Below are 26,155 nucleotides of genomic sequence, written 5' to 3' on the forward strand. Positions count from 1 at the left end.
GGCGCGGCAAGCTCCAGTGCCGCTGCATGCTCGCCGGCAAAATTTAAATAGGCGATCTCACCCGATGCCTCGCATGCTTCGCAGTCGGCCATATCGTCTTTGGCGAGCTTTTTCCATAGTTCGTAGCTTGCCTTCGCCTCTCTAGCGTCGCCCATGTCTATGTTTTGATTCATCAAAGCCTTGTAGTAGGCAGCCAGCGAGAGCTCCATGCGCTCGTAGTAAAACAGCATAGCTTCGTTTGCCTCGTCTATGAGCTCCTTTTCTATCACGGAGCTTTGAGCGACGCCCGAGACGATCCATTTAAATTTCCACAGGCAGTCTACAAAGTCGTCGAAATTCGGGTATTCGCTCTCGTTTTCCTTTAAATTTTTCGCGATGTAGTTCGTGAGCCACATTAGCGCTCTGGTTCTTAAAAACGCGCCGAATTTTTCAAATTCGTCGTTTAAAACAAAGTCGCAAATTTGCGCGGAAAATACCAAATCCTGCGCCTCTACGGCGTCTCTTATCTCGTCAAATAAAAACTCTTCTTTATCGGCTAACCTATCAAATTCTTTTAGCTTTTTATAAAGCTCTTCTAGCGTGCGCTCTTGCATTTGCTCCCCTCGTTAAACATTTTTGTGATAATGCTTTGATTTTATTATATCCACTTAATCTAAAACTAGGTAAAATTAGCACGATTTTGAAATTTGACAAGGCGGCAAAATGGCGAAAAAATTTATAGACGTTATGGATACTACCTTTAGAGACGGCTTTCAGTCGGTTTTCGGCGCGCGCGTGGCGATGGCTGATTTTTTACCCGCGGTTAGCGCGGCTAAAGAGGCCGGCATAACGCACTTTGAGTTCGGCGGCGGGGCGCGGTTTCAGAGCCTTTATTTTTATTTGAACGAAGACGCGTTTGCGATGATGGATAAATTTCGCGAAACCGTCGGGCCCGAGGCAAACCTGCAAACTCTAAGCCGCGGCGTAAATACCGTGACGCTAGATACGGGCAGCCGCGAGCTAGTCGATCTGCACGCAAAGCTCTTTAAAAAACACGGCACGACCACGATACGAAACTTCGACGCGCTAAACGACGTGGAAAATTTAAAATATTCGGGCGAACGCATCGCTCACCACGGACTAAAGCACGAAGCGGTCGTCACGATGATGGATCTGCCCGCGGGCTGTTCGGGCGCGCACGACGTGGCGTTTTACGAGCGGATTTTGCGCGAAATTTTAGACGCGGGCATCCCGTATCACAGCGTTTGTTTCAAAGACGCCAGCGGCACCTCTAGTCCGCAAAAAGTGTATGAAACTATCAAAATGGCTCGCAAACTCCTCCCGCAAAATACCCACATCAGACTCCACACCCACGAAACCGCAGGCGTTAGCGTCGCTTGCTATATGGCTGCTCTAGAAGCCGGCGCAGACGGCATAGATTTAGCCGCAAGCCCGGTTAGCGGCGGCACCAGCCAGCCAGATATCCTAACGATGCTGCATGCCGTTAAGGGCAAAAACTACGATCTGGGCGGACTTGACGTGGAGAAAATCTTAAAATACGAAAGCGTGCTAAATGAGTGCTTGAAAGATTATTTCCTGCCGCCTGAGGCCGTGCAGGTTAGCCCGCTCATCCCGTTTAGCCCGATGCCAGGCGGCGCGCTAACGGCAAATACCCAAATGATGCGCGATAATAATATCTTGGATAAATTCCCCGAAGTTATCCTTGCTATGCGCGAAGTCGTACAAAAAGGCGGCTACGGCACGAGCGTGACGCCTGTGAGCCAGTTTTATTTCCAGCAGGCGTTTAACAACGTGATGTTTGGCCCATGGAAAAAGATCGCCGAAGGCTACGGTAAAATGGTGCTAGGCTACTTTGGCAAAACGCCGGTGGAGCCAGATAAGAGCGTAGTTAAGCTAGCTAGCGAGCAGCTAGGCTTAAAGCCGACCAAAGAGCACGCCATGGATATCGCGGACAAAGACGAGAGCAAGTCGCTTAAATTTACGCGCGAGCTGCTTAAAAAAGAGGGCATCGAGCCTAGCGAGGAAAATATCTTTATCGCTGCGGCGTGCAAGGAAAAAGGTATCGCGTTTTTAAAAGGCGAAGGCAAGGTAAATATCCGAAAAAAATCGACAAATGCGGCCGAAACGAGCGCGCCGACCCCTCGCGCGAAAACTCCGATAAACGAAAAATACAGCGTCACCGTAAATGGCAAAAAATTTGACGTCGAGGTCGCCGACGCTGACGGCAAAGCCGAGATAAAAAGCGTAAAACCGGCAAGCGTAGCGCATATGCCGCCTCCTGAGCTCTCTCCGGCTAAAACGACCGGCGGCAGCGGCGAACCGGTGAAAAGCACGCTTCCTGGAAACGTGCTTAAAATCCTAGTCGCAGTGGGCGATAGTGTGAAAAAGGGACAAAGGATGTTCGTGCTAGAAGCCATGAAGATGGAAATAGACGTAAACGCCCCAAAAGACGGGCTCGTAACCTCTATCGAGGTACAGCAAGGACAAACCGTAGCAAACGGTCAAATTTTAGCGAAAATTTAATCCAAAAAAGGAAGAAAAATGGTAAACGAAATAGAAAAATTAGGTCTTAAGGACATCAAAAAAATCAACCACAACCTAAGCTACGACGAGCTTTTTGAGCTTGAAAAGGCGATGGGCGAGGGACGCGTGTCAAGTAACGGCACTTTTATGGTCGATACCGGCATCTTTACGGGTCGCAGCCCAAAGGATAAGTACTTCGTAAAGCAAGACCCGAGCCAAAAATACATCGCTTGGGGCAAGGTAAACCAGCCTATCTCAAAAGAGCTTTTCGATAAGCTTTTAGCCAAAGCTAAAGCCCAGCTAAGCGGCAAGGAAATCTTTATCCAAGATGCATTTTGCGGCGCTAGCGAAAAGAGTAAAAAGTCGGTCCGCTTCGTGACCGAAGTCGCGTGGCAGGCTCATTTCGTTAAAAATATGTTCATCCGTCCAAGCGAGAGCGAGCTAGCGGAATTTCATCCCGATTTTGTGGTTTTCAACGCCTGCAAATGCAAAAACGAAGATTACGCGAGCGACGGGCTGCATTCCGACGTTTTTGTTATCTTTAACGTCGAGGAAAACGTCGCAGTTATCGGCGGCACGTGGTACGGCGGTGAGATGAAAAAGGGCATTTTTTCGATGATGAACTACTGGCTGCCGCTTGCGGGCAAGATGTCGATGCACTGCTCGGCAAACGTTGGCAAGGATGGCGACACGGCGCTATTTTTCGGTCTAAGCGGCACGGGTAAAACGACGCTCTCGACCGATCCAAACCGCAAGCTAATCGGCGACGACGAGCACGGCTGGGACGATGAGGGGATATTTAACTTCGAGGGCGGCTGCTACGCGAAATGCATAAATTTAGACCCGAGCAGCGAGCCTGAAATTTACGCCGCGATCAAACGCGACGCGCTACTTGAGAACGTGGTCGCCAACGAGGCTGGCGTCGTGGACTACAAAGACGGCAGCAAGACCGAAAACACCCGCGTTAGCTACCCGATCTATCATATCGATAACTACGAACCAAGCTCTGCAGGCGGCCATCCGAAAAATATCATCTTCCTAACAGCCGACGCGTTCGGCGTTTTACCTCCGGTCGCAAAGCTAACCAAAGAGCAGGCTATGTATTATTTCCTAAGCGGCTACACAGCCAAAGTCGCAGGCACCGAGCGCGGTATCACCGAGCCCGTGGCAACATTTAGCGCGTGCTTCGGCGAGCCGTTTATGCCGCTGCACCCGACTGTTTACGCTAAGCTGCTGGGCGAAAAGATTGACAAACATAATGTCAGCGTCTATCTCGTAAATACCGGCTGGAGCGGCGGCGCATACGGCGTGGGCAAGCGAATGAGTATCAAAGCCACGCGCGCATGCATAAACGCGATCCTAGACGGCAGTATCAAAAAGTGCGAATTTGAAAATTTTGAAAAATTTAACCTCGCGATCCCAAAAGAGCTCGCAGGCGTCGAGACGCAGCTGCTAAATCCAATCAACACATGGGAAAATAAGGACGAATACGTCGCGACTAGAGATAAACTAGCGAGCATGTTTGAGGCGAATTTCAAACGCTACGAGGACGTAAAAGAGGGTGTAGAATACGCAAAAGCCGGCCCTAAGGCTTAAATTTAAAGGGCGCGGGATTTGAAAATTTACTTTGTAAAACGCGGGCTTAAATTTAGCCTTTTAGCCTGCGCCTTTTTTCTTGCGGGTTGCGATATCTTTGGTGGGCAGGGTCAAAGCTCCGCACTAAAGTCCGCCAAGCAGCCTGAGTTTTCTTTTGTTCCCGACTCCGACGCGGTTGCGTATCTAAACGAGTATCGCCGCGGCTCCGGACTCCCTGCCCTAAAACCAAATCAAATTTTAAGCGAGGCTGCAAAAAATCACGCCGAATACAGTGCCCAAAACGAATATATGGGGCACGACGAAGCGGCGGGACGGGCGAAATTTAGCGGCGCGACTCCGGCCGACAGAGCTCTAGCCGTGGGCTACAAATCAACTCTAGTGCTTGAAAACATCGCTTATAAAAGCGACTTTAAAGAGGCGGTGGACGGGCTATTTTCGGCGATCTATCACCGATTCGCGTTTTTAAATTTGAGTGTCGACGAGGTCGGCTACGCGCTCGCGTCCAAGGATAAATTTAACGCCTTCGTCTTTGAGATGGGCAACTCTAGGCTTAACGCATTTTGCGCTAAGGGTGCGAGCGATACGGGCGCGGGGCGGTTTTATACCAACGTCTGCGCCGATAAAAATCTAAAAATCAAAGACGCCAAATTTGACAATTTCACGGGCGCGATGAAGCCCTACGTTAAATTTCCCGACGCTACTGCCGTGACGCCCTATTTTAGCGGCGAGATCCCGGATCCCTTCCCTGAGTGCAAGATCACGGCAAATCCCGTTAGTATCGAGTTTAACGCGAACTCAAGCGAGGTAAAATTTAAAGATTTCGAGATATTTAAAGACGGGCGAAAGATCCAAAATTTGCACGTCATCACGAGCGCCAACGATATAAACTCCAAATTTTCGTCCAAGCAGTTTGCCGCTTTTTCGCGAGAGGTTTTTGACTTTGGCGCGCAGTACGAGGCGGTTTTTAGCTACGAGCAAGCAGGCGCTCGAAATCAAAGCGCGCAAAACGCGGGCTCGCAGGTAAAGCAGATAAAGTGGAGCTTTAAAACCAAAACTCCTCAAAATCCGTATTTTGATGCGCGTGACGGCGACGTGCTAGGCGTGGATGCGGACAAGACCTACGAGATATTTTTCCGTCCCAAGGACTGCAACGACCTCATGACGCGCTACTCATATAAGGCTTCGGGCTTTATGACGCCTACGGTCGCGCAAAGCGGCACGAACACGCTAAGCGTGAAACTAAAAGGCATGGCGGGCGATACGCTAAGCATCGCCGCGGGCGGCATGAGCGTCAAGGTGCGACTCAAAACCAGCTCGCCAGAAGCCGTGCGCGAGAGGAGAGCGTTTTACGTCAAGGCTGGGCTGATGATCGCCGGCGTGATCGTGATTTTTGCGCTGATCGGCAGAAAGATGAGACGGTAAAATCAGTCTATATACTAAACCCGCCTCGCTTAGCTATTTATAAATTGCCGATTTTCGCATTTGTGACAAAACGGCGTAAAGCCATTTTCATGAAGCGCATAAATGCTAAGATTTGCGTTTATACAAGCCGTTGCGTCTTATTTTGTCGGATATCTAGGGCACAATGTTTGGCGCAAGTAGCGGGGCCTAAAATTTCAAATTTACCATTTTGCGGTTACGGCGGATTTATTTTGCCGGCTCTATCTTGATCTCCCCGTCTTTTGCGACCAAGCCTACATCGCCATCTATCACGCCTAGGCGCACGATGCCCTCGTAGTAAGGCTGGTAGCCGTAGTAGATGACAAAGTTATTCCACGGAGCAAAGTACGAGATCTCGCCTTTTTTGCCGTCGCTACCGATTGGAGATCCGCTTATGTCAAGCCGTTTTGGCAGCTTAGCTACCTTTTCGCGTCCGCCGTAGTCCTCTAAATTTAGCGTTAGCGGCAGCTGTGCGGCAAAGCTTCTTGCTGTCGCCGTATCATCTAGGATCGCCGTAGCTTCGCCGCTAGAAGTCTTTAGGACTATCTTTAAATTTTGCATTTTCTCTCCTGCTGCTAAATTTAACTCCGCAAAAAGCATAAAGACGGCTAAAATTTTTCTCATTTTTACGCTATCTAAATTTATTTAGCCAGCTCAAGGATTTTGGCGATATTTTCCTTTGGATAGAGCTCTTGCATAGCCCAGGTCTTTGCATTTTCATAAGCCACGTCCACGATCTCACTAAAAATCGCATCGCTATTTATATTTAGCTGCGATAGTCTTGTTGGAGTGCCTATCTTATCAAACCACGCTTTTAGCGCTTCTATGCCCTCATCTGCCGTTTTAAGTCCAAAAATTTCCCTCGCAAAACGCTCAAATACGCCTAAATTTCTATCCTTATACCACTTCATCCACGCAGGCATAACGACGCTTAGTCCCGCTCCGTGCGCGCAGTCCGTTACCGCACTCATCGCATGCTCGATCATATGATTTGGATACTCTATGCCTGACGTGCCAACCATAGTTATGCCGTTTAGCGCCATCGTAGCAGCCCAGGCAAACTCAGCTCTAGCATCGTAATCATCAGGATTTTCGAGTAAAATTTCAGTCGTTTTGATGATAGTTTTGATGTTTGCTTCTACCTGCATTCTGGCGATTAGCGGATAGTTTGTAGCCGTGAAATAGCCCTCGATGCTGTGCGCGATAACGTCGCTTGCGCTATAAACTAGATAGTCGCGGCTGACGGTGGCTTGTAGCTGCGGGTTTACGACGGATACTTTTGGGAAAAGACACGGCGCACCCAGATGAAACTTTAATTTAGCCGCCTCGTTGGTTACGACGCCGTTTTGATTCATCTCAGAGCCGGTTGCCGCTAGCGTGATGATGTCAAATACCATAAGCGATTCGGTCGGAGTTTTGCCTACGAAAAAGTCCCACACATCGCCGTCGTATTTAGCTCCGGCAGCGACTGCTTTTGCAGAGTCTAGCACCGAGCCGCCGCCCACGACTAGCACGCTATCGGCGCCAAATTCACGAGCTATTTTGATCGCCTCGTTTACTTTGCTTAGCACTGGATTTGACTTCACTCCGCCAAGCCCTATGAATTCGATGCCGTTTGCCTTTAGGCTATCAGTAGCTACGCCAAGCAGACCACTCTTTCTTACGCGCTCGCTGCCGTATAGCACGAGGGCTTTTTTAGCTCCAAATTCTCTCATATACTCGCCGATATGAGCCTCTTTGTCTTTGCCGAATTCTATTCTTACCGGATTATAAAATGTAAAATTTTCCATTGTTTTCCTTTTAAATTTACCCCCGCAAGGTGCAAGGGCAGCGGTTTATTTCAAAATTGCTTTGAAAAATTCCTCAAATTTGTCGTATGGGATCTTGTTGTTTTTATTGTCATATAGGTCTGTGTGCGCGGCGCCCGGGACTATAACTAGCTCTTTATTTTTGTTGCCAAGAGATTTAAAAGCGTCCTCGCTAAAGTATCTTGAGTGTGCTTTCTCGCCGGCTACGATAAGAGTCGGAGTTCTCATCTCGCTTGCGTAAGCAAGGATCGGCATATTTATAAACGAGATAGGATTTGTAACGATCCAGCCGCTCTCTCCGCTGTTTGAATTTACAGAGCGTTTGTGATATCCGCGCGGCGTGCGGTAAAAGTCCGCATATTCAGCTATAAACTGCGGCGTGCTTGCGTCTATCTTTTTTGGATCAACGTTTATCGCACCAGTATATACCGGTTTGCCATTTTTAGCATCGACCCAGCGTTGCTCGGCTAGCTTCTTTTTAGTTTTATATCTATCATCGGCGCCTATGCTATCGTTGTAGCCTTTTGCCATCACTCGCGTCATATCATACATCGTGCTGGTTGCAACCGCCTTTATGCGAGGATCGCTAAGAGCTGCGTTTAGAGCAAAACCGCCCCAGCCACATATGCCTAAAATGCCGATCTTATCTCGATCTATATTGCTCTGGGTGCCTAGAAAATCCACCGCAGCGCTAAAATCCTCGGTATTTATCTCTGGGCTTGCTAAATTCCTCGGCACGCCGCCGCTCTCGCCCGTGTAGCTTGGATCAAAGGCAAGCGTGATAAAGCCGCGCTCGGCTAAAGTTTGGGCGTAAAGACCGCTCGATTGCTCTTTGACTGCGCCAAAAGGTCCGCTAAGTGCGATCGCAGCAGCTTTACCATGCAAATTTTTAGGCGTATAAAGATCGCCGACGATCTCCAGGCCGTAGCGATTTTTAAATTTAACTTTCTTGTGATCTACCTTATCGCTTTTAGCGAAAACTTTGTCCCACTCGCTTACCATAGAAACCGCCTCTAGCGGTGATTTTGCCACGTTTGTGTTAGCCATTGCATTGCCTCCTAAAATAAAACTTGACGTCATAAGCGCCGCCGCAAATTTCTTAAGATACATCTTTGTCTTTTCGGTTTTGATTTAGCTTTACAAGCTGTTTTGTAATGTGCATTCTAGCAGGATTTTAAATTTTGCGATAGAATGATTCTCTAAATTTCATGCCTAATTCTGCAAATTTTCTAAAAAGGGGTATAATTTCATAAAATTTGAGGCGGAAAGCAAGATGAGTGAGCTAAATTTACTAAAAGAGCAGACAAAAGAGTTTTTACTAAATAGATACGGCGTAAACGGCCTTGTTCAAAGCGACATCGACTCGCTTGATTTTTACATCAGCGAAAAGACGCATGATTTTATCAATGTCATCTACAATCCATCTTTGTGCATTATCTTGCAGGGGGCAAAGTCGGTGGGCTTTGGCGATGAGATGAGCGGATACAACGAGCAAAGGTATCTGCTTACATCCACCTACATGCCTCTAAGGGCGAGCCTAACCCACGCCTCAAAAGAGAGGCCATATATCTCGCTTACCCTTAAATTTAGCATGGATGAAATTTATGAAGTGCTGAAAAACGTCGAGATAAAAGAAGATAACATGTAAAAAAGCCAAAAGGGGGTATTTTTCGGCGATCTTACGGAGGAGATACTAGAGCCTGTTTTGCGCTTTATCTTGTTGCTTAAAAAGCCAAAAGAAAAGATCAAATTTCTCTCAGATCTTGCTAAAAAAGAGATCCTTTATACCCTTGTAACAAGCGACAAAAGCGGCTATTTTTTAAATAAATTTGCGATGCAAGGAAGCGTTTCTAACAAAATTTTGCATGCCGTAGCAAAGATAAAAAACGAGTTTACGCAAAAGCTAAATATGAAAGAGGTCGCGTGCGCTTGCGATATGAGCGAGTCTTCGCTATATCATAACTTCAAAATCGTAACCTCGCTAAGTCCCATCGCATTTCAAAAAAAGATCCGCCTAGAAGAGGCAAAAAATCTGCTCGCGACCAAAAATATCGGCGTAGCGCAGGCCGCCTTTGACGTAGGATACGAGAGCGCGTCGCAGTTTAGCCGCGAATACGCAAGGATGTTTGGCGTGCCGCCTAAAATTCACAGCAAAATTCTACGCTCCGGCGTGGCGTAAGTTAAATTTGATCTAAATTTGACGAAAAAGGCAGAGGAAAGGGCTATTTAAATTTGGCGGTAAAATTTAGCTCGCACCGCTAGCTGCATTTTTCGGCTCGCCTCAAGCTCCGCCGTTTTTAAATTTTACGCAGGCTTTAGCGCGTAAAATTTAAGCGCCGTTTTCTAAATTTATAGCACCCCTAGAATGCCGCGCGTCTAAATTTACCGCCCTAAAATTTCAAATTTATCGCCGCGAACTGCGATCGCCTCGGCATTGTTTATCGGCACCAAATTTAGCTTGCCGCCGTAAGCTTTTAAAATTTCAGCCGCGCTTTGCACGAACGGCTCCTCGCCGTAGTGCGGCACGGGGTAAAATTTAACCAGATCAAGCCCCGTTTGCGCCGCGGCCCCGTAGTCGCCCGCGTTGTCCATCACGCTGGCGTCCTCCACGCGGGGAGCCGCGATCATCGCACCCGCCGACTCGCCCACGTACATGAGCTCGCCGCTTCGGACGCGACTAGCGATGAGGTCTGTAAGACCTTTCTTTTTAAGCTCGCGCAAAAGATAAAATGTGTTGCCGCCGCTTACGTAAAGCACCTGCGCTGCGCCGATCTTTGCCTTCGCTTCGGTCTCGCTCGTTTTTGAAACGTCTAAAATTTGAACCTCAAAGCCCATTTTGGCAAACGCCTCTTTCGCCTCGTCCACGTAGTCTCGGTACTCCTCTACGTTTGCCGCAGTCGGGATAAAAAGCACCTCTTTAGCGCGGATATTTTGCCTCGCATAGTCCTCAAAAAGCGTCGCCGCGCCCGCAAAATAGGAGCATAAAAACATCTCTATCATCGTTTTTCCTTTCAAAAGACCGAAATTTTGCGCTATTTTAGCTTAAATTTTATAAAATCACCGAAAATTTAAACGAAGGAGCGAGCGTGAAAAAAATGTGGGAGGGGCGCTTTAGTGAGGCGAGTTCGGCGCTTTTGGAGGAATTTAACGCCTCGATCGGCTTTGATAGAGCGCTTTGGCAGGAGGACATCGCGGGCAGCAAGGCGCACGCTCGGATGCTCGGCGCTTGCGGAATTTTGAAGGCTGAGGAGAGCGAAAAGATCGTCGCAGGGCTTGACGCCGTGTTTGAGGAGATAAAAAGCGATAAATTTGAGTTTAAAACCGCCGACGAGGATATCCATATGGCGGTCGAAAAGCGCCTAAGCGAGCTCATCGGAAGCGATCTTGGCGGTAGGCTGCACACTGCGCGCAGCAGAAACGACCAGGTCGCACTTGATTTTCGCCTCTACGTGCTTAAAAGCGGCGCTGCAATCGCCGAAAAGATCCGCGAACTAGTCGCCGCTTTGCGAGATATAGCTAGCGAGCACACGGACACGCTGATGCCCGGCTACACGCACCTTCAACACGCTCAGCCCGTGAGCCTTGCGTATCATTTGCTAGCTTACGCGTTTATGTTTCGCCGCGACTACGAGCGCTTTGCCAGCTCACGCGAGCGAAACAACCTCGGTCCGCTAGGCTCTGCCGCGCTTGCCGGCACGCCGCATCCGATAAATCGCGAGCTAGTCGCGCAGCAGCTCGGGTTTGCGGGAGTAACGCCAAATGCGATGGATAGCGTCAGTGACCGCGACTTCGCACTGGAGATTTTGTTTAACGTAAGCGTGCTGATGACGCATGCGTCGCGCCTGTGCGAGGAGCTCATCTTGTGGAGCTCGCAGGAGTTCGGCTTTGTCACGATCAGCGACGCATACAGCACGGGCAGCTCGATCATGCCGCAGAAGAAAAACCCAGACGTCGCCGAACTCATCCGCGGCAAAACGGGGCGCGTAAACGGCAATCTCGTCGCGCTGCTAACGGTGATGAAGGGCTTGCCGCTAGCATACAACAAGGACATGCAAGAGGACAAGGAGGGTGTTTTTGACAGCGTCGCCACCTCGCTTGCGAGCCTTGAAATTTTAAAACAGATGCTAAAAACGGCTAAATTTAACGAGCAAAATATGCTAACAATGACGCGCCGCGGGCACCTCACGGCAACCGATCTAGCCGACTATCTCGTGCGGGAGAAAAACGTGCCGTTTAGACAAGCTCACTTCATCACGGGCAAAGCTGTGGCGTATGCGGAAAATTTAGGTTTAGATTTGAGCGAGCTAAATGCGCAGCAGCTTGCAAGCGTGGACGAGAGCCTGGGCGGCGATGCGGTTAAATTTCTTGATCTAAACGCTTCTAAGGAGGCGCGCAAGTCGCAAGGAGGCACGGCAAATAAGAGCGTTGCGGCGCAGATTGAAATTTTAAACGAGTGGCTGAAAGGCTAAATTTAAGGAGTCAAATTTGACCGCTCGACTTAGCAAAAGCGGCGGTCTTTTTTGGAGATTTAGCGAGCTTGCTGTAGCTGTGACCAGCTCGCTAAGCAAAATTTACGCTCAAATTTCGAGCGTAAATTTAAAACATGCTTTGCGGATCTGTCGCGGTATCTACCCAGCCCAGCTTTGCTCCGGCTAGCAGGTGAAAGTGCAGATGCATGACCTCTTGGCCGCCGTTTTCGCCGCAGTTTGTGACTAGGCGGTATCCGCTCTTATCTACGCCCATCAGCACCGCGACCTCTTGGATAAATTTCGTCATCTCGCCCATCAGCGCCCCGTCCATCTCCTGGAAATTTTCAAAGTGTTTTTTCGGGATGATCAAAATATGAATCGGAGCCTTTGGGTTTATATCGTTAAATGCTAGAAATTTGTCGTTTTCCAGCACTTTGTTACAAGGTATTTCGCCTGCTACGATTTTTTCGAATATCGTCATGATTTTCTCCTGGTTAAAATTTGGCTTAATTATAACAAGTAAAAGTTAAAATTTCCCGCCTTTTAGGCAGATTTTATCAAATTTTGACTACAATCTATCCTAAAATTCAGTAAAGGTAAAAACTTGCAAGAGTATAGAGAAAGTATCGCAAAATGCGGGAATTTAGCGGATTTAGACAAGATTCGCGTCGCTCTACTGGGCAAAAAGGGTGCGATCACGTCGGAGTTTGCTAAGCTTAAGGATATGGACGAAGCGGCCAAGAAGGAATTTGCGGCAAATTTAAACAAGCTAAGAGACGAATTTGAATCGCTTTTAGCGGCTAAAAAAACCGAGCTTGAAAGCGGCGAGATAAAAGCCAAAATGAAGGCCGAGGCCATCGACATCACGCTATTTAACGAGCCCTCAAGCGCGGGTGCGCTGCACCCCGTGATGGCTACGATGGATAAGATCATCGAGTACTTTATGATGCAAAATTTCTCGCTCGAGACGGGACCGCTGATCGAGGATGATTTTCATAACTTCGAGGCGCTAAATTTGCCTAAATATCACCCCGCGCGCGACATGCAAGATACATTTTATTTTAAGGATTTTAGGTTGCTCCGCACTCACACTAGCCCCGTGCAGGTGCGCACGATGATGAGCAAAAAGCCGCCGATTCGCATGATAGCGCCGGGAACCGTGTTTCGCCGCGATATGGATCTAACGCACACGCCGATGTTTCATCAGGTAGAAGGTCTCGTGGTCGAGGAGGGCGGCGCGGTGAGCTTTGCAAATTTAAAATCAATGCTTGAAAATTTCTTAAAATACATATTCGGCGACGTTAAAGTGCGCTTTCGCCCTAGCTTTTTTCCGTTTACGGAGCCTAGCGCGGAGGTCGATATCAGCTGTATTTTCTGTCACGGCGACGGATGTCGCGTATGCAAGCAAACGGGCTGGCTCGAGGTACTAGGATGCGGCGTGGTAGATCCGAACGTCTTTAAGGCTGTGGGCTACAAAAACGTGAGCGGAAACGCATTTGGGCTTGGAGTCGAGAGATTTGCGATGCTGCTTCATCAAATTCCTGATTTGCGCTCGCTTTTCGAGGGAGATTTAAGATTATTGGAGCAGTTTAAATGATAATTTCAAGAAATTGGCTAAACGAATGGCTGGACATCTCAAGCGTAACGAGCGAAACTCTGCTAAAGACGTTAAATTCGATCGGGCTTGAGGTCGATAGCTTTAAAGAGATCAGGGTACCTAAAAACATCGTCGTAGGCTACGTAAAAAGCAAGATAAAACACGAAAACGCCGAGAAACTAAGCGTTTGTCAAGTGGACGTGGGCGGCGAGACGCTACAAATCGTCTGTGGTGCGAAAAACGTCGAGGCTGGACAGTTCGTGCCCGTGGCGCTATCAGGCGCCGTTATGCCAAGCGGCCTGGAGATAAAGAGGGCAAAACTACGCGGCGTGGAGTCAAACGGTATGATCTGCTCATCCGTCGAGCTAGATCTAGTTAAAACAAACGACGGCATAATGCCGCTAGATGAAAGTATCGGCGAGCTAAAACTGGGCAAAGAAATTTGCGAATATCCGCTACTAAACGACGATATCATCGAGATCGAGCTAACGCCAAACCGCGGCGACTGCCTAAGCGTCTACGGCGTAGCGAGGGATCTATCGGCCGCACTTGATCTGCCGCTAAAAGACGCCGCCAGATACGAAGAGGGCGAAAATTTGCTCGGTATCGGGCGCATCTTGGCTATCCATGCCGAGGAAAATTTACAAAGCAGCTTTCAGTACCGCGCTTTTGAGATAAAAGAGTATTTTGACGAAAATTTGCTGATGAAGATCCGTTTGGCTCTGATCGAGTGCGATAAGCAAAACCGCATCGAGCGCCTGCTAGACTACGCTACGCATTCAACCGGCGTGCTTTTTAGCGCGTATGACTACGCAAAGCTCAAAAAGGACGACGAGCGCGCGGTTTTTGATCTGCAAAAGGGCGCAAATTTAGCGACTGAAATTTTGGCCGGCGGCGAGCTTTTGGGCGTCGGCGGAGTGTATCAGACCGATGCGGCCAGACTTGACGAAAATAGCAAACTAATCATAGTGGAGGCTAGCTACACCGATCCTCAAGTGATCGCGACAACCGTCTACGAAGATAAGCAAATGCCGCGCCAAGCGCAGGCTTACCGCTCGCTAAGAGGTAGCGAGCCAAACGTCGGCTTTGGAGCCGATTTTTTATTTAAACAACTAGCCGCGCTAAAATCGGTCGCGCTTTATGCGGGCTCTCAGCAAAGCGTAATGACGCGCGAACCGAAGGTCGTGAGCTTTACGATGAATGAAATGCAAAAAATGATCGGTCAAGAAGTCGCTCAAAACGACGTCGTAAGGATACTTAAAAAGCTTGGATTTAGCCTAACTTTTAACGCCGAAAAAGAGGGCGCGAACGTGAAGGTACCGTTATTTCGCCACGATATCGTAAATGCGCAGGACGTGTGCGAGGAGATCGTGCGAATGGTCGGTATCGATAATATCGCCTCAAAGCCGCTAAATTTCAGCGAAGCTAACCGCATAAACGATACTTTTACCGACTACAAAAATGCGCTAAATTTGCGTAAAAAAGCGGCCGCGGCCGGATTTTTCGAGAGCGTGCATTATGTATTTGACGACGCCGGCGAGCTAGCGGCGCTCGGTTTCGCGCCTTGCAAGGCCGAGATAGCCAACCCGATAAATAGCGAGCTAAACACGCTAAGGCCGACGCTTGCAAATCACTTGCTAAAATCGGCCGAGCGAAACGTAAAAAATCAGCGAAAATCGGTCAAAATTTTTGAATTCGGTAGCGTATTTAGCCAGAGCGGAGAGCAGAGCGAGAGATTTGGCTTCGTAGCTAGCGGACTGACAAAAGAACCTAGCCTACTAAACGGCGCAAAGCCTGCAGATATCGACTTTTTGGGCTTTGCGACGGCGGTTAGAAACGCGATCGGCGAATTTGAGCTAAAAGCGTGCGACGACGTAAAATATCTAAGCGAATTTGAACAAGCGAAAATCTATCAAAACGGCCTTTGCGTGGGCTATATCGGCCGCGTGGACGCGCGAGTCGAGGCTGCGCGCGACCTGCCGCGAACCTATCTTTGCGAGATAGAGTTTGAAAAGCTTAAATTTAATAGCGCAATCGTCAAAGCCTACTCGAAATTCCCCGCTATCAGCAGAGACCTAAGCCTAATCGTGCCTAAATCTATGAAATTTGAAGCGATAAAAGAGTGCATAAACGCGCTAAAAATCGAATGCCTAAAAGAATTTGCGCCGGTTGATATATATTCAGACGATAAGCTCGGAGACGATGTGAGCCTCAGCGTCAAATTTAACTTCCAAGACATACAAAAAACGCTCGAAGACGAGGAAGTGGCAGCGATAATGGATAAAATTTTGGACGCTTTAAAGCAAAATTTAAATATCGGACTAAGATGAAAGTTTATGCATTAAGAACGCCGATAAGCGCGAGTCTGGAAAATATCGCGGCGGATAAATCCATCTCGCATAGATGCGCGATATTTTCGCTTTTAAGCGATAAGCCAAGCCGCGTAAAAAATTATCTAAAGGCCGAAGATACGCTAAATACGCTAGAAATCATAAAAAATCTCGGCGCGCGTATCGAGGAAAAAGAGGGCGAGCTAATCATAACTCCGAGCGCAAATTTAAAAGAGCCTAGCGTTGTTTTAGAGTGCGGAAACTCGGGCACGGCGATGAGGCTTTTTATGGGCTTTTTGGCCGCTAGCGAGGGTTTTTTCGTGCTAAGCGGCGATGAGTTTTTAAACCGTCGCCCGATGGCACGCGTGGCTAAACCGCTGATCAGCGTCGGAGCTAAGATAGACGGCGCAAATAGCGGAGATCACGCGCCTTTGGCTATCCGCGGCAAGAAGCTGGAGTATTTTAAATTTGACAGTAAAATCGCCTCTGCGCAGGTAAAATCGGCGCTGATTTTGGCGGGGCTAAAGTCAAACGGCTGCGAGCTTAGCGAGCCTGAGCTTAGCCGAGATCACACCGAGAGGATGCTTTCGGGCATGGGGGCGAGTCTGCAAATTTTACCGCACGGCGTCAAAGTGGAGCCGATGAGCGCGCCGCTAAAACCGCTTGAAATTTGCGTACCAAACGACCCTAGTTCGGCATTTTTCTTTGCCGTAGCCGCAGCGATAATCCCAAATTCTCACATCGTGCTAAAAAATATGTTGCTAAATAAAACGCGCGTGGAGGCCTTTAAAATTTTAGCCAAAATGGGCGCGCAAGTAACGTTTAAAGAGACTTCCGGCACATACGAAAGCATCGGCGAGATCGAGATAAAGTACGCGCCGTTAAAGGCTGTGGACGTGAGCGAAAATATCTCGTGGCTGATCGATGAGGTGCCCGCGCTTGCCATCGCATTTGCAAATGCGCAGGGCATTAGCAGCGTAAGAAACGCAAAAGAGCTTCGCGTCAAAGAGAGCGACCGCATCGCGATCATGGTGCAAGGGCTGCGAAAATGCGGGCTTGAGGTAGAAGAATTTGAAGACGGCTTTAGCGTAAAAGGCGGCGAGGCAAACTGTGCTATCATCGACAGCAACGGCGATCACCGTATCGCGATGAGCTTTGCGGTGCTTGGGCTAAAATGCGGAATGGTTATAGAAAAAAGCGAATTTATCGCGACTTCGTTTCCGAATTTTAGCGGGATTTTAAGACAACTGGGGGCTAGTGTTGAAGATTGAGCTTGCTAGCAGCTACGGCTTTTGTTTTGGCGTCAAGCGCGCTATAAAAATCGCCGAAAACGCTAAGGACGCCGTAACCATCGGACCCATTATTCATAACAACGACGAGATAAACCGCCTAAATAAAAATTTTAACGTCAAAACACTTGAGGGAATAAGCGAAATCGACGGCGAAAAAAAAGCGATCATCCGCACGCACGGCATCACAAAAGGTGACCTAGCCGAGCTAAAAAAAAGCGACATAAAGGTGATTGACGCCACATGCCCATTTGTGACCAAACCGCAGCAAATTTGCGAGAAAATGAGTAAAGAGGGCTACGATATCGTGATTTTCGGCGATGAAAAACATCCTGAGATAAAGGGCGTGAAATCATATGCCGTTGGTAAGGTATTTGTCGTGCTAGAAGAGAGTGAGCTAGAGAACGTAAAGCTAGCTCAAAAAGTAGCCGTTATCAGTCAAACGACGCGTAAAGTAGAAAAATTTATGCAAATCGTAAATTATTTGATGCTACGCGTAAAAGAAGTGCGAGTTTTTAACACTATTTGCAACGCTACTTTTGAAAACCAAGAAGCTGTTAAAAACTTAGCCGTTAGAGCCGACGTGATGGTCGTAATCGGCGGCAAAAACAGCTCAAACACAAAGCAGCTTTATCTCATCTCAAAAACCGCCTGCGAGGATAGCTATCTCGTGGAAAACGAACTAGAGCTCGAGCGCGCGTGGTTTGAGGGGAAAAAACTCTGCGGAGTGAGTGCAGGAGCCTCTACGCCCGATTGGATTATCCAAAAAGTTGTTGATAAACTAGAGAGCTTTCAAATTTAATAAACAGGCATTACTTTTTTAAACAAAATTTTAAATTTGACCCTGAAATTTTGCAAGTTAATCTACAAATAAGTTAATATTAAGTAAAATTGGCCTTAATTGTGTCAAAGCAAAATATATACAAAAGGAACAAGATGGCTGCGGTGAACAAAAAAGTTCAACTTAGTAAGGCAAACGACGGTATCGAAGACGACGATTTTGCCGCGATGTTAGAGGAGTCTTTTAGAAAGACCGAAGAAGATAGCGACGGAATAATCGTCGATATTAAAGACGACGAGGTTTTTGTAAACGTCGGTAAGAAATCAGAGGGAATTTTAAATATTTCTGAGATCCAAGACGAAAACGGAGAGCTTAAATTTAAAGCTGGCGATACGATAAAAGTCGTAATAACCGGTTCAAGAGGCGGCAAACCTATCGTTTCTCACAAAAAAGCACTTAGAAAAGAAAAAGTAAAAGCTTACATAGACTCATACAACGAAGAAAATCAAGACGTATTTGACGTAAAAATAATCGGTAAAAACAAAGGCGGTTTTGTTGCTCAAAATAATGACGGTATCGAGTTTTTCTTGCCTCGCTCGCAAAGCGGCTTTAGGGATGATAATGCGGTAATCGGAAAGTCATTTAAAGTGAAAGTCTTAAAAATAGACAAAGACGAGCAAAGCATTATCGTATCGAGAAAAAAACTACTCGACGAAGATAGAAAGAAAAAAAGAGAGGCGATATCCGCAGTAGCCGAAAATACGGACGTGATAGAGGGCGTGGTTAAGAAAATCACTACTTATGGTATGTTTGTAGACGTAGGTGGAGTGGATGGACTCGTGCACTACAGCGAGATAAGCTATAAAGGACCGGTAAATCCGGGCTCTATCTACAAAGAAGGTGATAAAGTTTTAGTAAAAGTTATCAAATACGACAACGAGAAAAAACACCTTTCTCTATCTATCAAGGCTGCAACTCCGGATCCTTGGGAAGAGATAAAAGATGGTCTTGAGGTAGGCGACACCATTAAAGTAACGGTCAGCAACATTGAGCCTTACGGCGCATTTGTGGATCTTGGCAACGACATAGAGGGCTTTTTGCACATTTCTGAAATTTCATGGGATAAAAATATCAAAAATCCAAAAGATCACATTAGTGAAGGCGAGGAGCTTGACGTCGAGGTTATCGAGATAGACGCAAAAGATCGCCGCCTAAGAGTGAGTCTGAAAAACCTACTCAAAAAACCGTTTGACGAATTTAAAGCCCAATTTAAAGAAGGGGACGTCACTAAAGGCGTAGTTACTAGTGTGACTAACTTTGGAGCATTTGTTAGGATTGGCGCAGTTGAGGGCTTGCTCCATAATGAGGACGCTTCGTGGGATAGAAATGACAAGTGCAAAGATTTGTTTAAAGTGGGCGACGAGGTTGAGGTAAAAATCATCAAAATCGACTCTAACGAGCAAAAAATTTCTCTTAGCCAAAAAGATCTAAAACAAAGCCCAGTACAAGCTTATGCGAAGAAATTTAACGTAGGCGACATCGTGACCGGTAAAATTCGCGATATTAAAGATTTCGGCGTATTTGTAGAGCTCGGCGATAATGTCGATGCGCTCATCCGCAAAGAAGACCTAGGTAGCGTAAGCGCTGAAAGCTTAAACATAAACGATAATATCGAAGCTGCGATAGCTTTTATCGACGAGAAGAAAAATAGAATCCGCCTAAGCGTAAGGCGCCTTGCAAGACAAAAAGAGCGCGAGGTGCTAAACGAGATAAATAGCGACGATAAGGTTACTTTGGGCGATATTATCAAAGAACAGCTATCATAAGTAAATGAAGCGATATTTGTTCTGGGGCGCGATTTCTTTTTTGCTGATTTTCGTCTGCGTATGTGGCGCTTTGCTGTATAAGTACGCGGACGTCAATTTAAAAGAGCCTGTGCCTGCGGAGCTACAAATATCACAAAATAACAAGGAGCAAAATTTGACTACTGGCCCTACTTCTTGGGTTGGTGAAATGGCAAATATGGCTCCTAAAAAATATGCTTTGGCAAGCAATGAGATATTTATAGAATTTAAAGACGAGTCAAAAACAGTCCTAAAAACGGCCTATCAGTTAGTGATCGATAAAAACGATATATACTCGATGTTCTGCCTTACTCAAACATTAAAAAACATACCCGTAGATTTTAGTGTAGTAAAAGAAAATTCACAAAATTTAATTTACATAAACACGCAAGACAGCGGCGTTTTAGACCGCGTTATAAACGAACTTAAGGCGTACGATATACGCTCAACATTCAAGGAGATCAAGCTATGAAAACGATAATAGTGTGCGACGCAATACATAAAGTCGGCTTTGAAATTTTAAATCGCGAAGAGGATATAAAAGTAATCGACGCAGTAAACGTGCCTAAAGATAAGCTTTTGGATATCTTAGGCGAGGCTGACGTGGCCATCACTCGAAGCTCGACCGAAGTCGGCGAGGCGTTTTTAAATGCGGCCAAAAATCTAAAAGCTCTCGTGCGCGCTGGCGTGGGCGTCGATAACGTGAATATCGACGGCTGCTCAAAACGCGGCATAATCGCGATGAACGTCCCTACGGCAAACACGATCGCCGCCGTAGAGCTAACGATGGCTCATATGTTAGCTGCCGCTCGCTCGTTTCCGTACGCTCACAACGACCTAAAAATCGACCGAATTTGGAAACGCGAGAAATGGTACGGCGTTGAGCTTTTTAACAAGACTCTAGGCGTCATAGGCTTTGGCAACATCGGCTCTCGCGTAGCGGTTAGGGCTGCGGCTTTCGGTATGCAAATCGTTGCTTATGATCCATATATCGATCCGTCGAAAGTAACCGATATGGGCGGCGTTTATACGCGAAATTTCGACGATATCCTTGCGTGCGATTTCATCACCATACACACTCCTAAAAATAAAGAAACCGTAAACATGATCGGCGAGGCGGAGATCGCAAAGATGAAGGACGGCGTGCGCCTCATCAACTGCGCTCGCGGCGGTCTTTACAACGAAGAGGCGCTGTATAATGGCCTAAAAAACGGCAAGATAGCGTTTGCGGGTATCGACGTATTTGAGAAGGAGCCGGCGACGGATCATCCGCTACTTGAGTTAAATAACGTCAGCGTCACACCGCACCTTGGCGCAAATACGCTAGAGTCTCAAGCCAACATCGCTATCGCAGCAGCCGAACAGGCTATCTCTGCGGCTCGCGGCATCAGCTATCCTAGCGCGCTAAATTTGCCGATAAAAACGGAAGATCTACCGCCTTTTGTGGAGCCTTATATCGAGCTTACGAGCAAGATGGCCTTCCTCGCCGCTCAGATCAACAAAAAAGCTATCAAAGCTATCCGCATCGAGACGCACGGCCCTATTAGTGAGTATGCAAACTCCATGCTTACATTTGCGATCGTGGGTGCTTTAAAAGAGAGCTTGGGCGATACGATAAACTACGTAAACGCTAAATTTTTGTGCGACGAAAAAGGCATAACGACAGAGAGCACCGTCGGCGGCAATAGTATTTTCAAAAATAAAATCACCGTTCGCATAACGACCGAAAACGACGTCGTGACGATCGGTGGAACCGTATTTGGCGAAAATCAGCAACGCATCGTGACGATAAACGGCTTTAAAACAGACTTTAAGCCTAAAGGCAAGATGATTATCTTTAAAAACAACGACGTTCCGGGCGTTATCGCTAAAATTTCATCTATCCTCGCCGAAGAGAAGATCAATATCGCCGACTTCCGCCTAGGACGCGACGATCACGGTATGGCGCTTGCGGTCGTGCTTGTGGATGAAAAAATAACCAAAGAGACGCTGGCTAAGCTAAACGATCTAGACGTTTGCGTATGGGCAAAGTACGCAGTTGTCTAAATTTAAGCCCGAATTGGGGCTTAAATTTAAGGAGGGTTTGAGTATGAAATTTTTACTTTTGATTCCGATTTTGTTTTTGCTTGCGGGTTGCGAGAGCGAAGTGCAAAAGCAAACTACGAAAAATTTTGAGAAAATTTTGACCGAAAAAAAGAAATTTCAAAAGATACAAAAAGACGATCCTAGCGTAAGTGAACAGATGAAAAGGGAAATCCACTCGCAGTCTGAAAAGAGCAAGGAAAAAGGCGAGTTTAAATTTAAGCCTTAAATTTGAGTTTTACTTCGGCGGGCGCGGTCAAATTTGCCCTCTCGCCGCTTCTTAAACTAAACTAAAAGCTTTTTTGATATAATCACCCTTTAAAACTATAAGGAGAAAAAATGGCAACCTATTCTATGGGCGACCTAAAAAAAGGACTAAAGATCGAGCTAGACGGCGTTCCGTATAAAGTCGTCGAGTATCAGCACGTAAAACCGGGCAAGGGCGCAGCTTTCGTTCGCGCGAAAATCAAATCTTTCATCGACGGCAAAGTGCTTGAAAAGACGTTCCACGCTGGCGACAAATGCGATCAGCCGAATTTGGAAGAAAAAGAGATGCAGTATCTTTACGACGACGGCGAGTTCTGTCAGTTTATGGACACTGCAACCTATGAGCAAGTGGCGATCAGTGACGAGGACGTGGGTGATGTTAAAAAATGGATGATAGATGGCATGATGGTTGAGATTTTGTTTCACAACGGCAAGGCTATCGGCGTAGAAGTGCCGCAAGTCGTCGAGCTAAAGATCGTCGAGACTCCGCCGAATTTCAAAGGCGACACACAGGGCGGTAAAAAGCCTGCTACGCTTGAGAGCGGCGCAGTAGTTCAGATACCTTTCCACGTGCTTGAGGGCGAGGTTATCCGCGTAGATACAGTCCGCGGCGAGTACATCGAGCGCGCAAATAAATAACCGCAGTCGTCAAATTTGATGAAAACAAAATTTGACGAGCTCATAGCCCAAGTAAAGCCGCTATTTAAAGATAACGGCTTTACCAAAAACGGACTAAATTTCTACAAAAATACTCCCCATTTTATATACGTCGTAAATTTTCAAAAAAGTAGCGGCAATACCGCATTTGAAACTAGATTTTACGTAAACTGCGGCATTCACGGCGCGTTTATCGATGCCGCAACCGGCAAAGAATTTATCTCAAAACCCAAAGAATACGAATGTCATTTTAGGGATAGAATTTCATCTATCATAGACTCCAAAATACCTTACTATGAAATCAACGAAAATACCGACGCGGCAGCGCTTTGCGAAAATTTAATAAGCGATTTAACGGCGATATTTAGATTTTTTGATGCGGTAAAAACCGAACGAAATTTGATTGATTTCATGCTGGAGCGAAACGGCCTAGCGGTGATTGACCAGCTTTTTGAATATTTACTCATAAAGCATGAACAAGAAATTTTGACCCGTCAAGCGTTAAGTTTGTTTGAAAAATATGGAAACGAAGATAGATGGAAAATTTTTGAGAGGCGTATAAATGATTTGCTTAAAAAATATGAAAAAGACGAGATAAAATTTGAAGAAATAAAAGCCAAGGCCTAAGCCTCGGCTTAGACTTTAGGCTGATTTTTTAACGCTATCGACCAAAGCAACGATCTCTTCGTGGTTTGGCAGGGCATTTACTTCCGTGCCGATGAGATCTTTTTTGGAAAATACTATCTTTCCATCTACTTCAACTATGAAGTTTCCGCCGCTACCGACGATTTTGCTAATATTAGCGCCTGGGATTTGACTTAAAAATTCTTCTTCTACACGAGAAGCTACCGGTCTATAGTTTCAAGAATTGCAATATGTAATCTTTACTTCCATTTTCCTTCCTTTCGAATTTAAAGTACGCCGATTATAGCGTAAATTTAACAAATAGCAGTATAATTATCAAAAAATTTAAGGAGAAAATTATGAAAAAAGTTGCCGTGATTTTTGCCGACGGGTTTGAGGAGATAGAGGGCGTTAGTATCGTGGACGTGCTTAGACGAGGCGGCGCGGAGGCCCATGTAGTCGGGCTTGACAAGCTACCTATCACAGGCGCACATGGAGTGAAATTCGTCTGCGATATGACACTTTATGACCTTGATGTCGAGGAGTACGATATGCTGGTTTTGCCGGGCGGATATACGGGCGTCACGAATATCTCCGGTAACCTAAAAATGAGAGAGACGATCAAAAAATTTGATAAAAAAGGCAAATTCGTCGCTGCCATTTGCGCCGCGCCGATAGCTCTTGGAGTGGCGGAGGTGATGAGCGGCGAGTACACGTGCTACCCTAGCTGCGAGGTTAGCGTCGAGGGCGGAACGTACGTGAGCGATAAAAACGTCGTGCAAAGTGGAAATATCATCACTTCAAGAGGCCCCGCCACCGCGATGGAGTTTGCCTTGGAGCTTGTTAAAATTTTAAACGGCGAGCAAGTTTATAACGAAGTAAAAAGCGGACTTTTATTTGTCAAATAACGATTTGTGGGCTTAAATTTTGATAGACACCGCACCTTTGTTTAAATAAAGGTGCGGCTGGTTAAATTTTTGAGTAAAACACAAAAGCGGCAAATTTGCGATTGTAATTTGCCGACAAAATCGCGTTTTTAGCTTAATTATAAAATTTATTTGCGCCGATTGGCCGATGCTTTGCATCAAACCTGCCTTAAATTTACTTCAAATTTTACGCAACCCCAAACCTTCGAATAAAAATAAATTTCCAAAAACGCCAGCCCAAATTTAAATTTACAAAAAATTATAAAAATATCAATTTTTATCTAGCTTTTTTATTTAAATTCAGGTATCATCTATTAACCGATTTTATCGGGAATTTGATTTAAGGAAACGTTACTGTGAATATTTACGTCGGTAACTTGTCATATCGCATGACTGAGGCAGAGCTTAAGGATACATTTGCGCCGTTTGGCGAAGTAAAACGCGCGAAAATCGTCAAAGATCGCGACACGAATCGCTCAAAAGGATTCGGATTTGTCGAGATAGAAAACGACGCAGACGCGCTAAAAGCGATCGAAGCGCTAAACAACAAGGAAGTAGGCGGCAGAGCTCTAAGAGTAAACGAATCTAAACCTAAAGAATAATCCGGCCGTCAAATCTGACGGCTTTAATCTAATTTTTAAATTTAAGCTTTTTAACCAAATTTCTCTCAAAATGAACCAAAAAATCACCTCTCGTATCGCTCCGACACCAAGCGGCTTTTTGCACGCAGGCAATGTTTACAACTTCTTGCTAACATATCTTTTTACTCGCGCGTTTGGCGGGATTTTGTACTTAAGGATCGACGACTACGACTTGCCGCGCTACCGCAGACAATACGTGGAAAATATCTTTCGCGTGCTTGAAATGCTTGGCGTTGATTTTGACGGCGGGCCTAGCGGAGTGGGGGAATTTGAAACCAAATTTAGCTCCAAATTTCGCCTCGACGCCTACAAAAACGCGCTAAAAAAGCTCGAGCAAAAAGGCGCTTGCTATGCATGTGAGTGCTCGCACTCGATGAAAAATTCGTTTAAAAACGGCATTTATACGCGTGTTTGCGCGGAGAAAAATCTTAAATTTAAAAAAGACGAAACAGCCATGCGGCTACGCACTATTGACGGAGCGCAAATTAACATTCAGCAAAATTTGATAAATTTTGATGCTTTGGGGTGCAGCGTAGGCTTGGAGGCGAGCCTAGCAGGCGGCCTTTGGGGTAATGCGCAAAAAGTGCAAGACGGCACGGCAAACGGTTTAAAAAATTCGGCAAATTTGGTCGGCTCGGACAGAGGGAAACCCGGCGGCGAAAAATTTAACCTTAACGCCGTTGGAAATTCGGGCGAAAGTTTTTTAAATTTGGCAAATTTAGGCGTCTTAAATTTGACGGACGAAACAGCGTTTGAAACGGAAAAATTTGCACAAGCTCAAAGCGTAAATTTGGCGCAAATTTTAGGCGATTTCGTCGTTTGGAAAAAGGACGACATGCCTGCTTATAATCTCGCTAGCCTCGTGGATGATGAGATTCTGGGCGTAAATTTGCTCGTGCGAGGCGAGGATCTGCTCGCATGCTCGGCGGCGCAAAAGTACATGGCGCAGATGCTGGGCTACGATTTTGAAAATGCAAATTTTATCCATCACGGCCTACTAGCGCATGGCGGCAAAAAGCTATCCAAAAGCTCGAGCGCACCGGCGGTGAGCGTAGCGGACGGTGCCAAAATCCACTATAAATTTGCCGCCCTTAAGCTAGGGCTTGACGCGTCAAAATGCGACACTCTGTCAAATTTGCTTGAGATGTTTAAAGAGAAATTTGGCCGATAAATTTAAACGCGCTACTTGGATTGTTTAAAAAGCGCGGTAAATTTTTACCGGCTTATCCAAATTTTATTTATGAGCGCTTGAGGTTCGATTAGTAGGTCAACGACGGCTCC

The 26,155-nt window shown here is 46.5% G+C and carries 24 protein-coding genes and 2 pseudogenes; 19 read left to right on the top strand and 7 right to left on the bottom strand.

Features of this window, described 5'->3' with window-relative positions:
* A pseudogene (locus H740_RS01425) lies at positions 1–593 on the bottom strand (hypothetical protein); the annotation flags it as partial.
* A gap of 109 nt (positions 594–702) precedes the next feature.
* Here H740_RS01425 and H740_RS01430 point away from each other — a divergent pair.
* Genes H740_RS01430 through H740_RS01440 form a run of 3 tightly spaced genes read left to right on the top strand, consistent with a single transcriptional unit; the run spans position 703 to position 5,541 of the window.
* The gene (locus H740_RS01430) at positions 703–2,523 is read left to right on the top strand and encodes a biotin/lipoyl-containing protein (RefSeq protein WP_004322140.1); all 1,821 of its coding nucleotides are present in this window, start codon (positions 703–705) and stop codon (positions 2,521–2,523) included.
* Between the two features lie 18 nt (positions 2,524–2,541).
* Entirely contained in the window at positions 2,542–4,119 is a 1,578-nt protein-coding gene (pckA, locus tag H740_RS01435) for a phosphoenolpyruvate carboxykinase (ATP) (RefSeq protein ID WP_004322143.1), read from the top strand.
* A gap of 18 nt (positions 4,120–4,137) precedes the next feature.
* On the top strand, positions 4,138–5,541 hold the full coding sequence (locus tag H740_RS01440) for a CAP domain-containing protein (protein ID WP_004322145.1): 1,404 nt from the start codon (positions 4,138–4,140) through the stop codon (positions 5,539–5,541).
* 225 nt (positions 5,542–5,766) lie between these two features.
* Here the strand turns inward: H740_RS01440 and H740_RS01445 are convergent, their stop codons facing one another.
* The 3 genes from H740_RS01445 to H740_RS01455 are packed head-to-tail and all read right to left on the bottom strand — an operon-like array spanning position 5,767 to position 8,414.
* Entirely contained in the window at positions 5,767–6,183 is a 417-nt protein-coding gene (locus H740_RS01445; protein ID WP_004322147.1) for a cyclophilin-like fold protein, read from the bottom strand.
* A 17-nt stretch (positions 6,184–6,200) separates the two neighbouring features.
* Positions 6,201–7,349, bottom strand: coding sequence for an iron-containing alcohol dehydrogenase (locus tag H740_RS01450; protein WP_004322150.1), 1,149 nt, complete (start codon positions 7,347–7,349; stop codon positions 6,201–6,203).
* A 45-nt stretch (positions 7,350–7,394) separates the two neighbouring features.
* A complete protein-coding gene (locus H740_RS01455; RefSeq protein WP_231679292.1) occupies positions 7,395–8,414 on the bottom strand; it encodes an alpha/beta hydrolase in 1,020 nt (339 codons plus the stop codon).
* A 226-nt stretch (positions 8,415–8,640) separates the two neighbouring features.
* Here H740_RS01455 and H740_RS12050 point away from each other — a divergent pair.
* Positions 8,641–9,162 (top strand): annotated as a pseudogene (locus tag H740_RS12050) (AraC family transcriptional regulator); the annotation flags it as partial.
* Between the two features lie 141 nt (positions 9,163–9,303).
* Positions 9,304–9,546: a helix-turn-helix domain-containing protein gene (locus H740_RS12055; RefSeq protein WP_231679293.1), complete on the top strand. Its 243-nt coding sequence runs from the start codon at positions 9,304–9,306 to the stop codon at positions 9,544–9,546.
* Positions 9,547–9,749: 203 nt separating this feature from the next.
* On the opposite strand, the gene H740_RS01465 is transcribed toward H740_RS12055, so the two are convergent.
* Positions 9,750–10,367, bottom strand: coding sequence for a Type 1 glutamine amidotransferase-like domain-containing protein (locus tag H740_RS01465; RefSeq protein ID WP_004322156.1), 618 nt, complete (start codon positions 10,365–10,367; stop codon positions 9,750–9,752).
* 95 nt (positions 10,368–10,462) lie between these two features.
* Between H740_RS01465 and argH the strand changes: the two genes are divergently transcribed.
* On the top strand, positions 10,463–11,836 hold the full coding sequence (argH, locus tag H740_RS01470) for an argininosuccinate lyase (RefSeq protein ID WP_034956932.1): 1,374 nt from the start codon (positions 10,463–10,465) through the stop codon (positions 11,834–11,836).
* A gap of 127 nt (positions 11,837–11,963) precedes the next feature.
* Here argH and H740_RS01475 read toward each other — a convergent pair whose 3' ends face one another.
* On the bottom strand, positions 11,964–12,317 hold the full coding sequence (locus H740_RS01475) for a histidine triad nucleotide-binding protein (protein ID WP_004322160.1): 354 nt from the start codon (positions 12,315–12,317) through the stop codon (positions 11,964–11,966).
* 123 nt (positions 12,318–12,440) lie between these two features.
* Here H740_RS01475 and pheS point away from each other — a divergent pair, with 123 nt between their 5' ends.
* The 10 genes from pheS to H740_RS01525 all read left to right on the top strand — a co-directional run bounded on the left by pheS (position 12,441) and on the right by H740_RS01525 (position 23,310).
* Positions 12,441–13,433, top strand: a complete 993-nt coding sequence (gene pheS / locus H740_RS01480) for a phenylalanine--tRNA ligase subunit alpha (RefSeq protein ID WP_004322161.1) — start codon at positions 12,441–12,443, stop codon at positions 13,431–13,433.
* A complete protein-coding gene (gene pheT / locus H740_RS01485) occupies positions 13,430–15,763 on the top strand; it encodes a phenylalanine--tRNA ligase subunit beta (protein ID WP_004322163.1) in 2,334 nt (777 codons plus the stop codon). Before pheS ends, pheT begins: the two co-directional genes overlap by 4 nt.
* Positions 15,760–17,034 carry a 3-phosphoshikimate 1-carboxyvinyltransferase gene (aroA, locus tag H740_RS01490; protein WP_004322165.1) on the top strand — a complete coding sequence of 425 codons (1,275 nt, stop codon included), beginning with the start codon at positions 15,760–15,762 and terminating at the stop codon, positions 17,032–17,034. Before pheT ends, aroA begins: the two co-directional genes overlap by 4 nt.
* Entirely contained in the window at positions 17,024–17,854 is an 831-nt protein-coding gene (locus H740_RS01495; protein ID WP_004322166.1) for a 4-hydroxy-3-methylbut-2-enyl diphosphate reductase, read from the top strand. The genes aroA and H740_RS01495 overlap by 11 nt, the downstream gene beginning before the upstream one ends.
* 134 nt (positions 17,855–17,988) lie before the next feature.
* Positions 17,989–19,659, top strand: coding sequence for a 30S ribosomal protein S1 (locus H740_RS01500; RefSeq protein WP_004322168.1), 1,671 nt, complete (start codon positions 17,989–17,991; stop codon positions 19,657–19,659).
* A gap of 4 nt (positions 19,660–19,663) precedes the next feature.
* Positions 19,664–20,149 (top strand): hypothetical protein, encoded by a 486-nt coding sequence (locus tag H740_RS01505; RefSeq protein WP_004322171.1) that lies wholly within the window; start codon positions 19,664–19,666, stop codon positions 20,147–20,149.
* Positions 20,146–21,723 (top strand): phosphoglycerate dehydrogenase, encoded by a 1,578-nt coding sequence (serA, locus tag H740_RS01510; protein ID WP_004322172.1) that lies wholly within the window; start codon positions 20,146–20,148, stop codon positions 21,721–21,723. The genes H740_RS01505 and serA overlap by 4 nt, the downstream gene beginning before the upstream one ends.
* Before the next feature lie 43 nt (positions 21,724–21,766).
* Positions 21,767–21,988 carry a hypothetical protein gene (locus tag H740_RS01515; protein WP_004322173.1) on the top strand — a complete coding sequence of 74 codons (222 nt, stop codon included), beginning with the start codon at positions 21,767–21,769 and terminating at the stop codon, positions 21,986–21,988.
* Positions 21,989–22,098: 110 nt separating this feature from the next.
* On the top strand, positions 22,099–22,665 hold the full coding sequence (gene efp / locus H740_RS01520; protein WP_002948377.1) for an elongation factor P: 567 nt from the start codon (positions 22,099–22,101) through the stop codon (positions 22,663–22,665).
* 18 nt (positions 22,666–22,683) lie between these two features.
* Entirely contained in the window at positions 22,684–23,310 is a 627-nt protein-coding gene (locus H740_RS01525; RefSeq protein WP_004322174.1) for a DUF4304 domain-containing protein, read from the top strand.
* 15 nt (positions 23,311–23,325) lie between these two features.
* Here H740_RS01525 and H740_RS12370 read toward each other — a convergent pair whose 3' ends face one another.
* Complete coding sequence (locus H740_RS12370) at positions 23,326–23,577, bottom strand: SelT/SelW/SelH family (seleno)protein (RefSeq protein WP_269430607.1); 252 nt, start codon at positions 23,575–23,577, stop codon at positions 23,326–23,328.
* A gap of 89 nt (positions 23,578–23,666) precedes the next feature.
* Between H740_RS12370 and H740_RS01530 the strand changes: the two genes are divergently transcribed.
* From H740_RS01530 to H740_RS01540, 3 genes are all read left to right on the top strand, one after another.
* Positions 23,667–24,215 carry a DJ-1 family glyoxalase III gene (locus H740_RS01530; RefSeq protein ID WP_004322175.1) on the top strand — a complete coding sequence of 183 codons (549 nt, stop codon included), beginning with the start codon at positions 23,667–23,669 and terminating at the stop codon, positions 24,213–24,215.
* Between the two features lie 374 nt (positions 24,216–24,589).
* Positions 24,590–24,835: an RNA recognition motif domain-containing protein gene (locus H740_RS01535; RefSeq protein WP_002948394.1), complete on the top strand. Its 246-nt coding sequence runs from the start codon at positions 24,590–24,592 to the stop codon at positions 24,833–24,835.
* Positions 24,836–24,905: 70 nt separating this feature from the next.
* Entirely contained in the window at positions 24,906–26,045 is a 1,140-nt protein-coding gene (locus H740_RS01540) for a tRNA glutamyl-Q synthetase (RefSeq protein WP_004322176.1), read from the top strand.
* Positions 26,046–26,155: the final 110 nt, after the last annotated feature.

The organism is Campylobacter showae CC57C (assembly GCF_000344295.2).
Lineage (GTDB): Bacteria > Campylobacterota > Campylobacteria > Campylobacterales > Campylobacteraceae > Campylobacter_A > Campylobacter_A showae_B.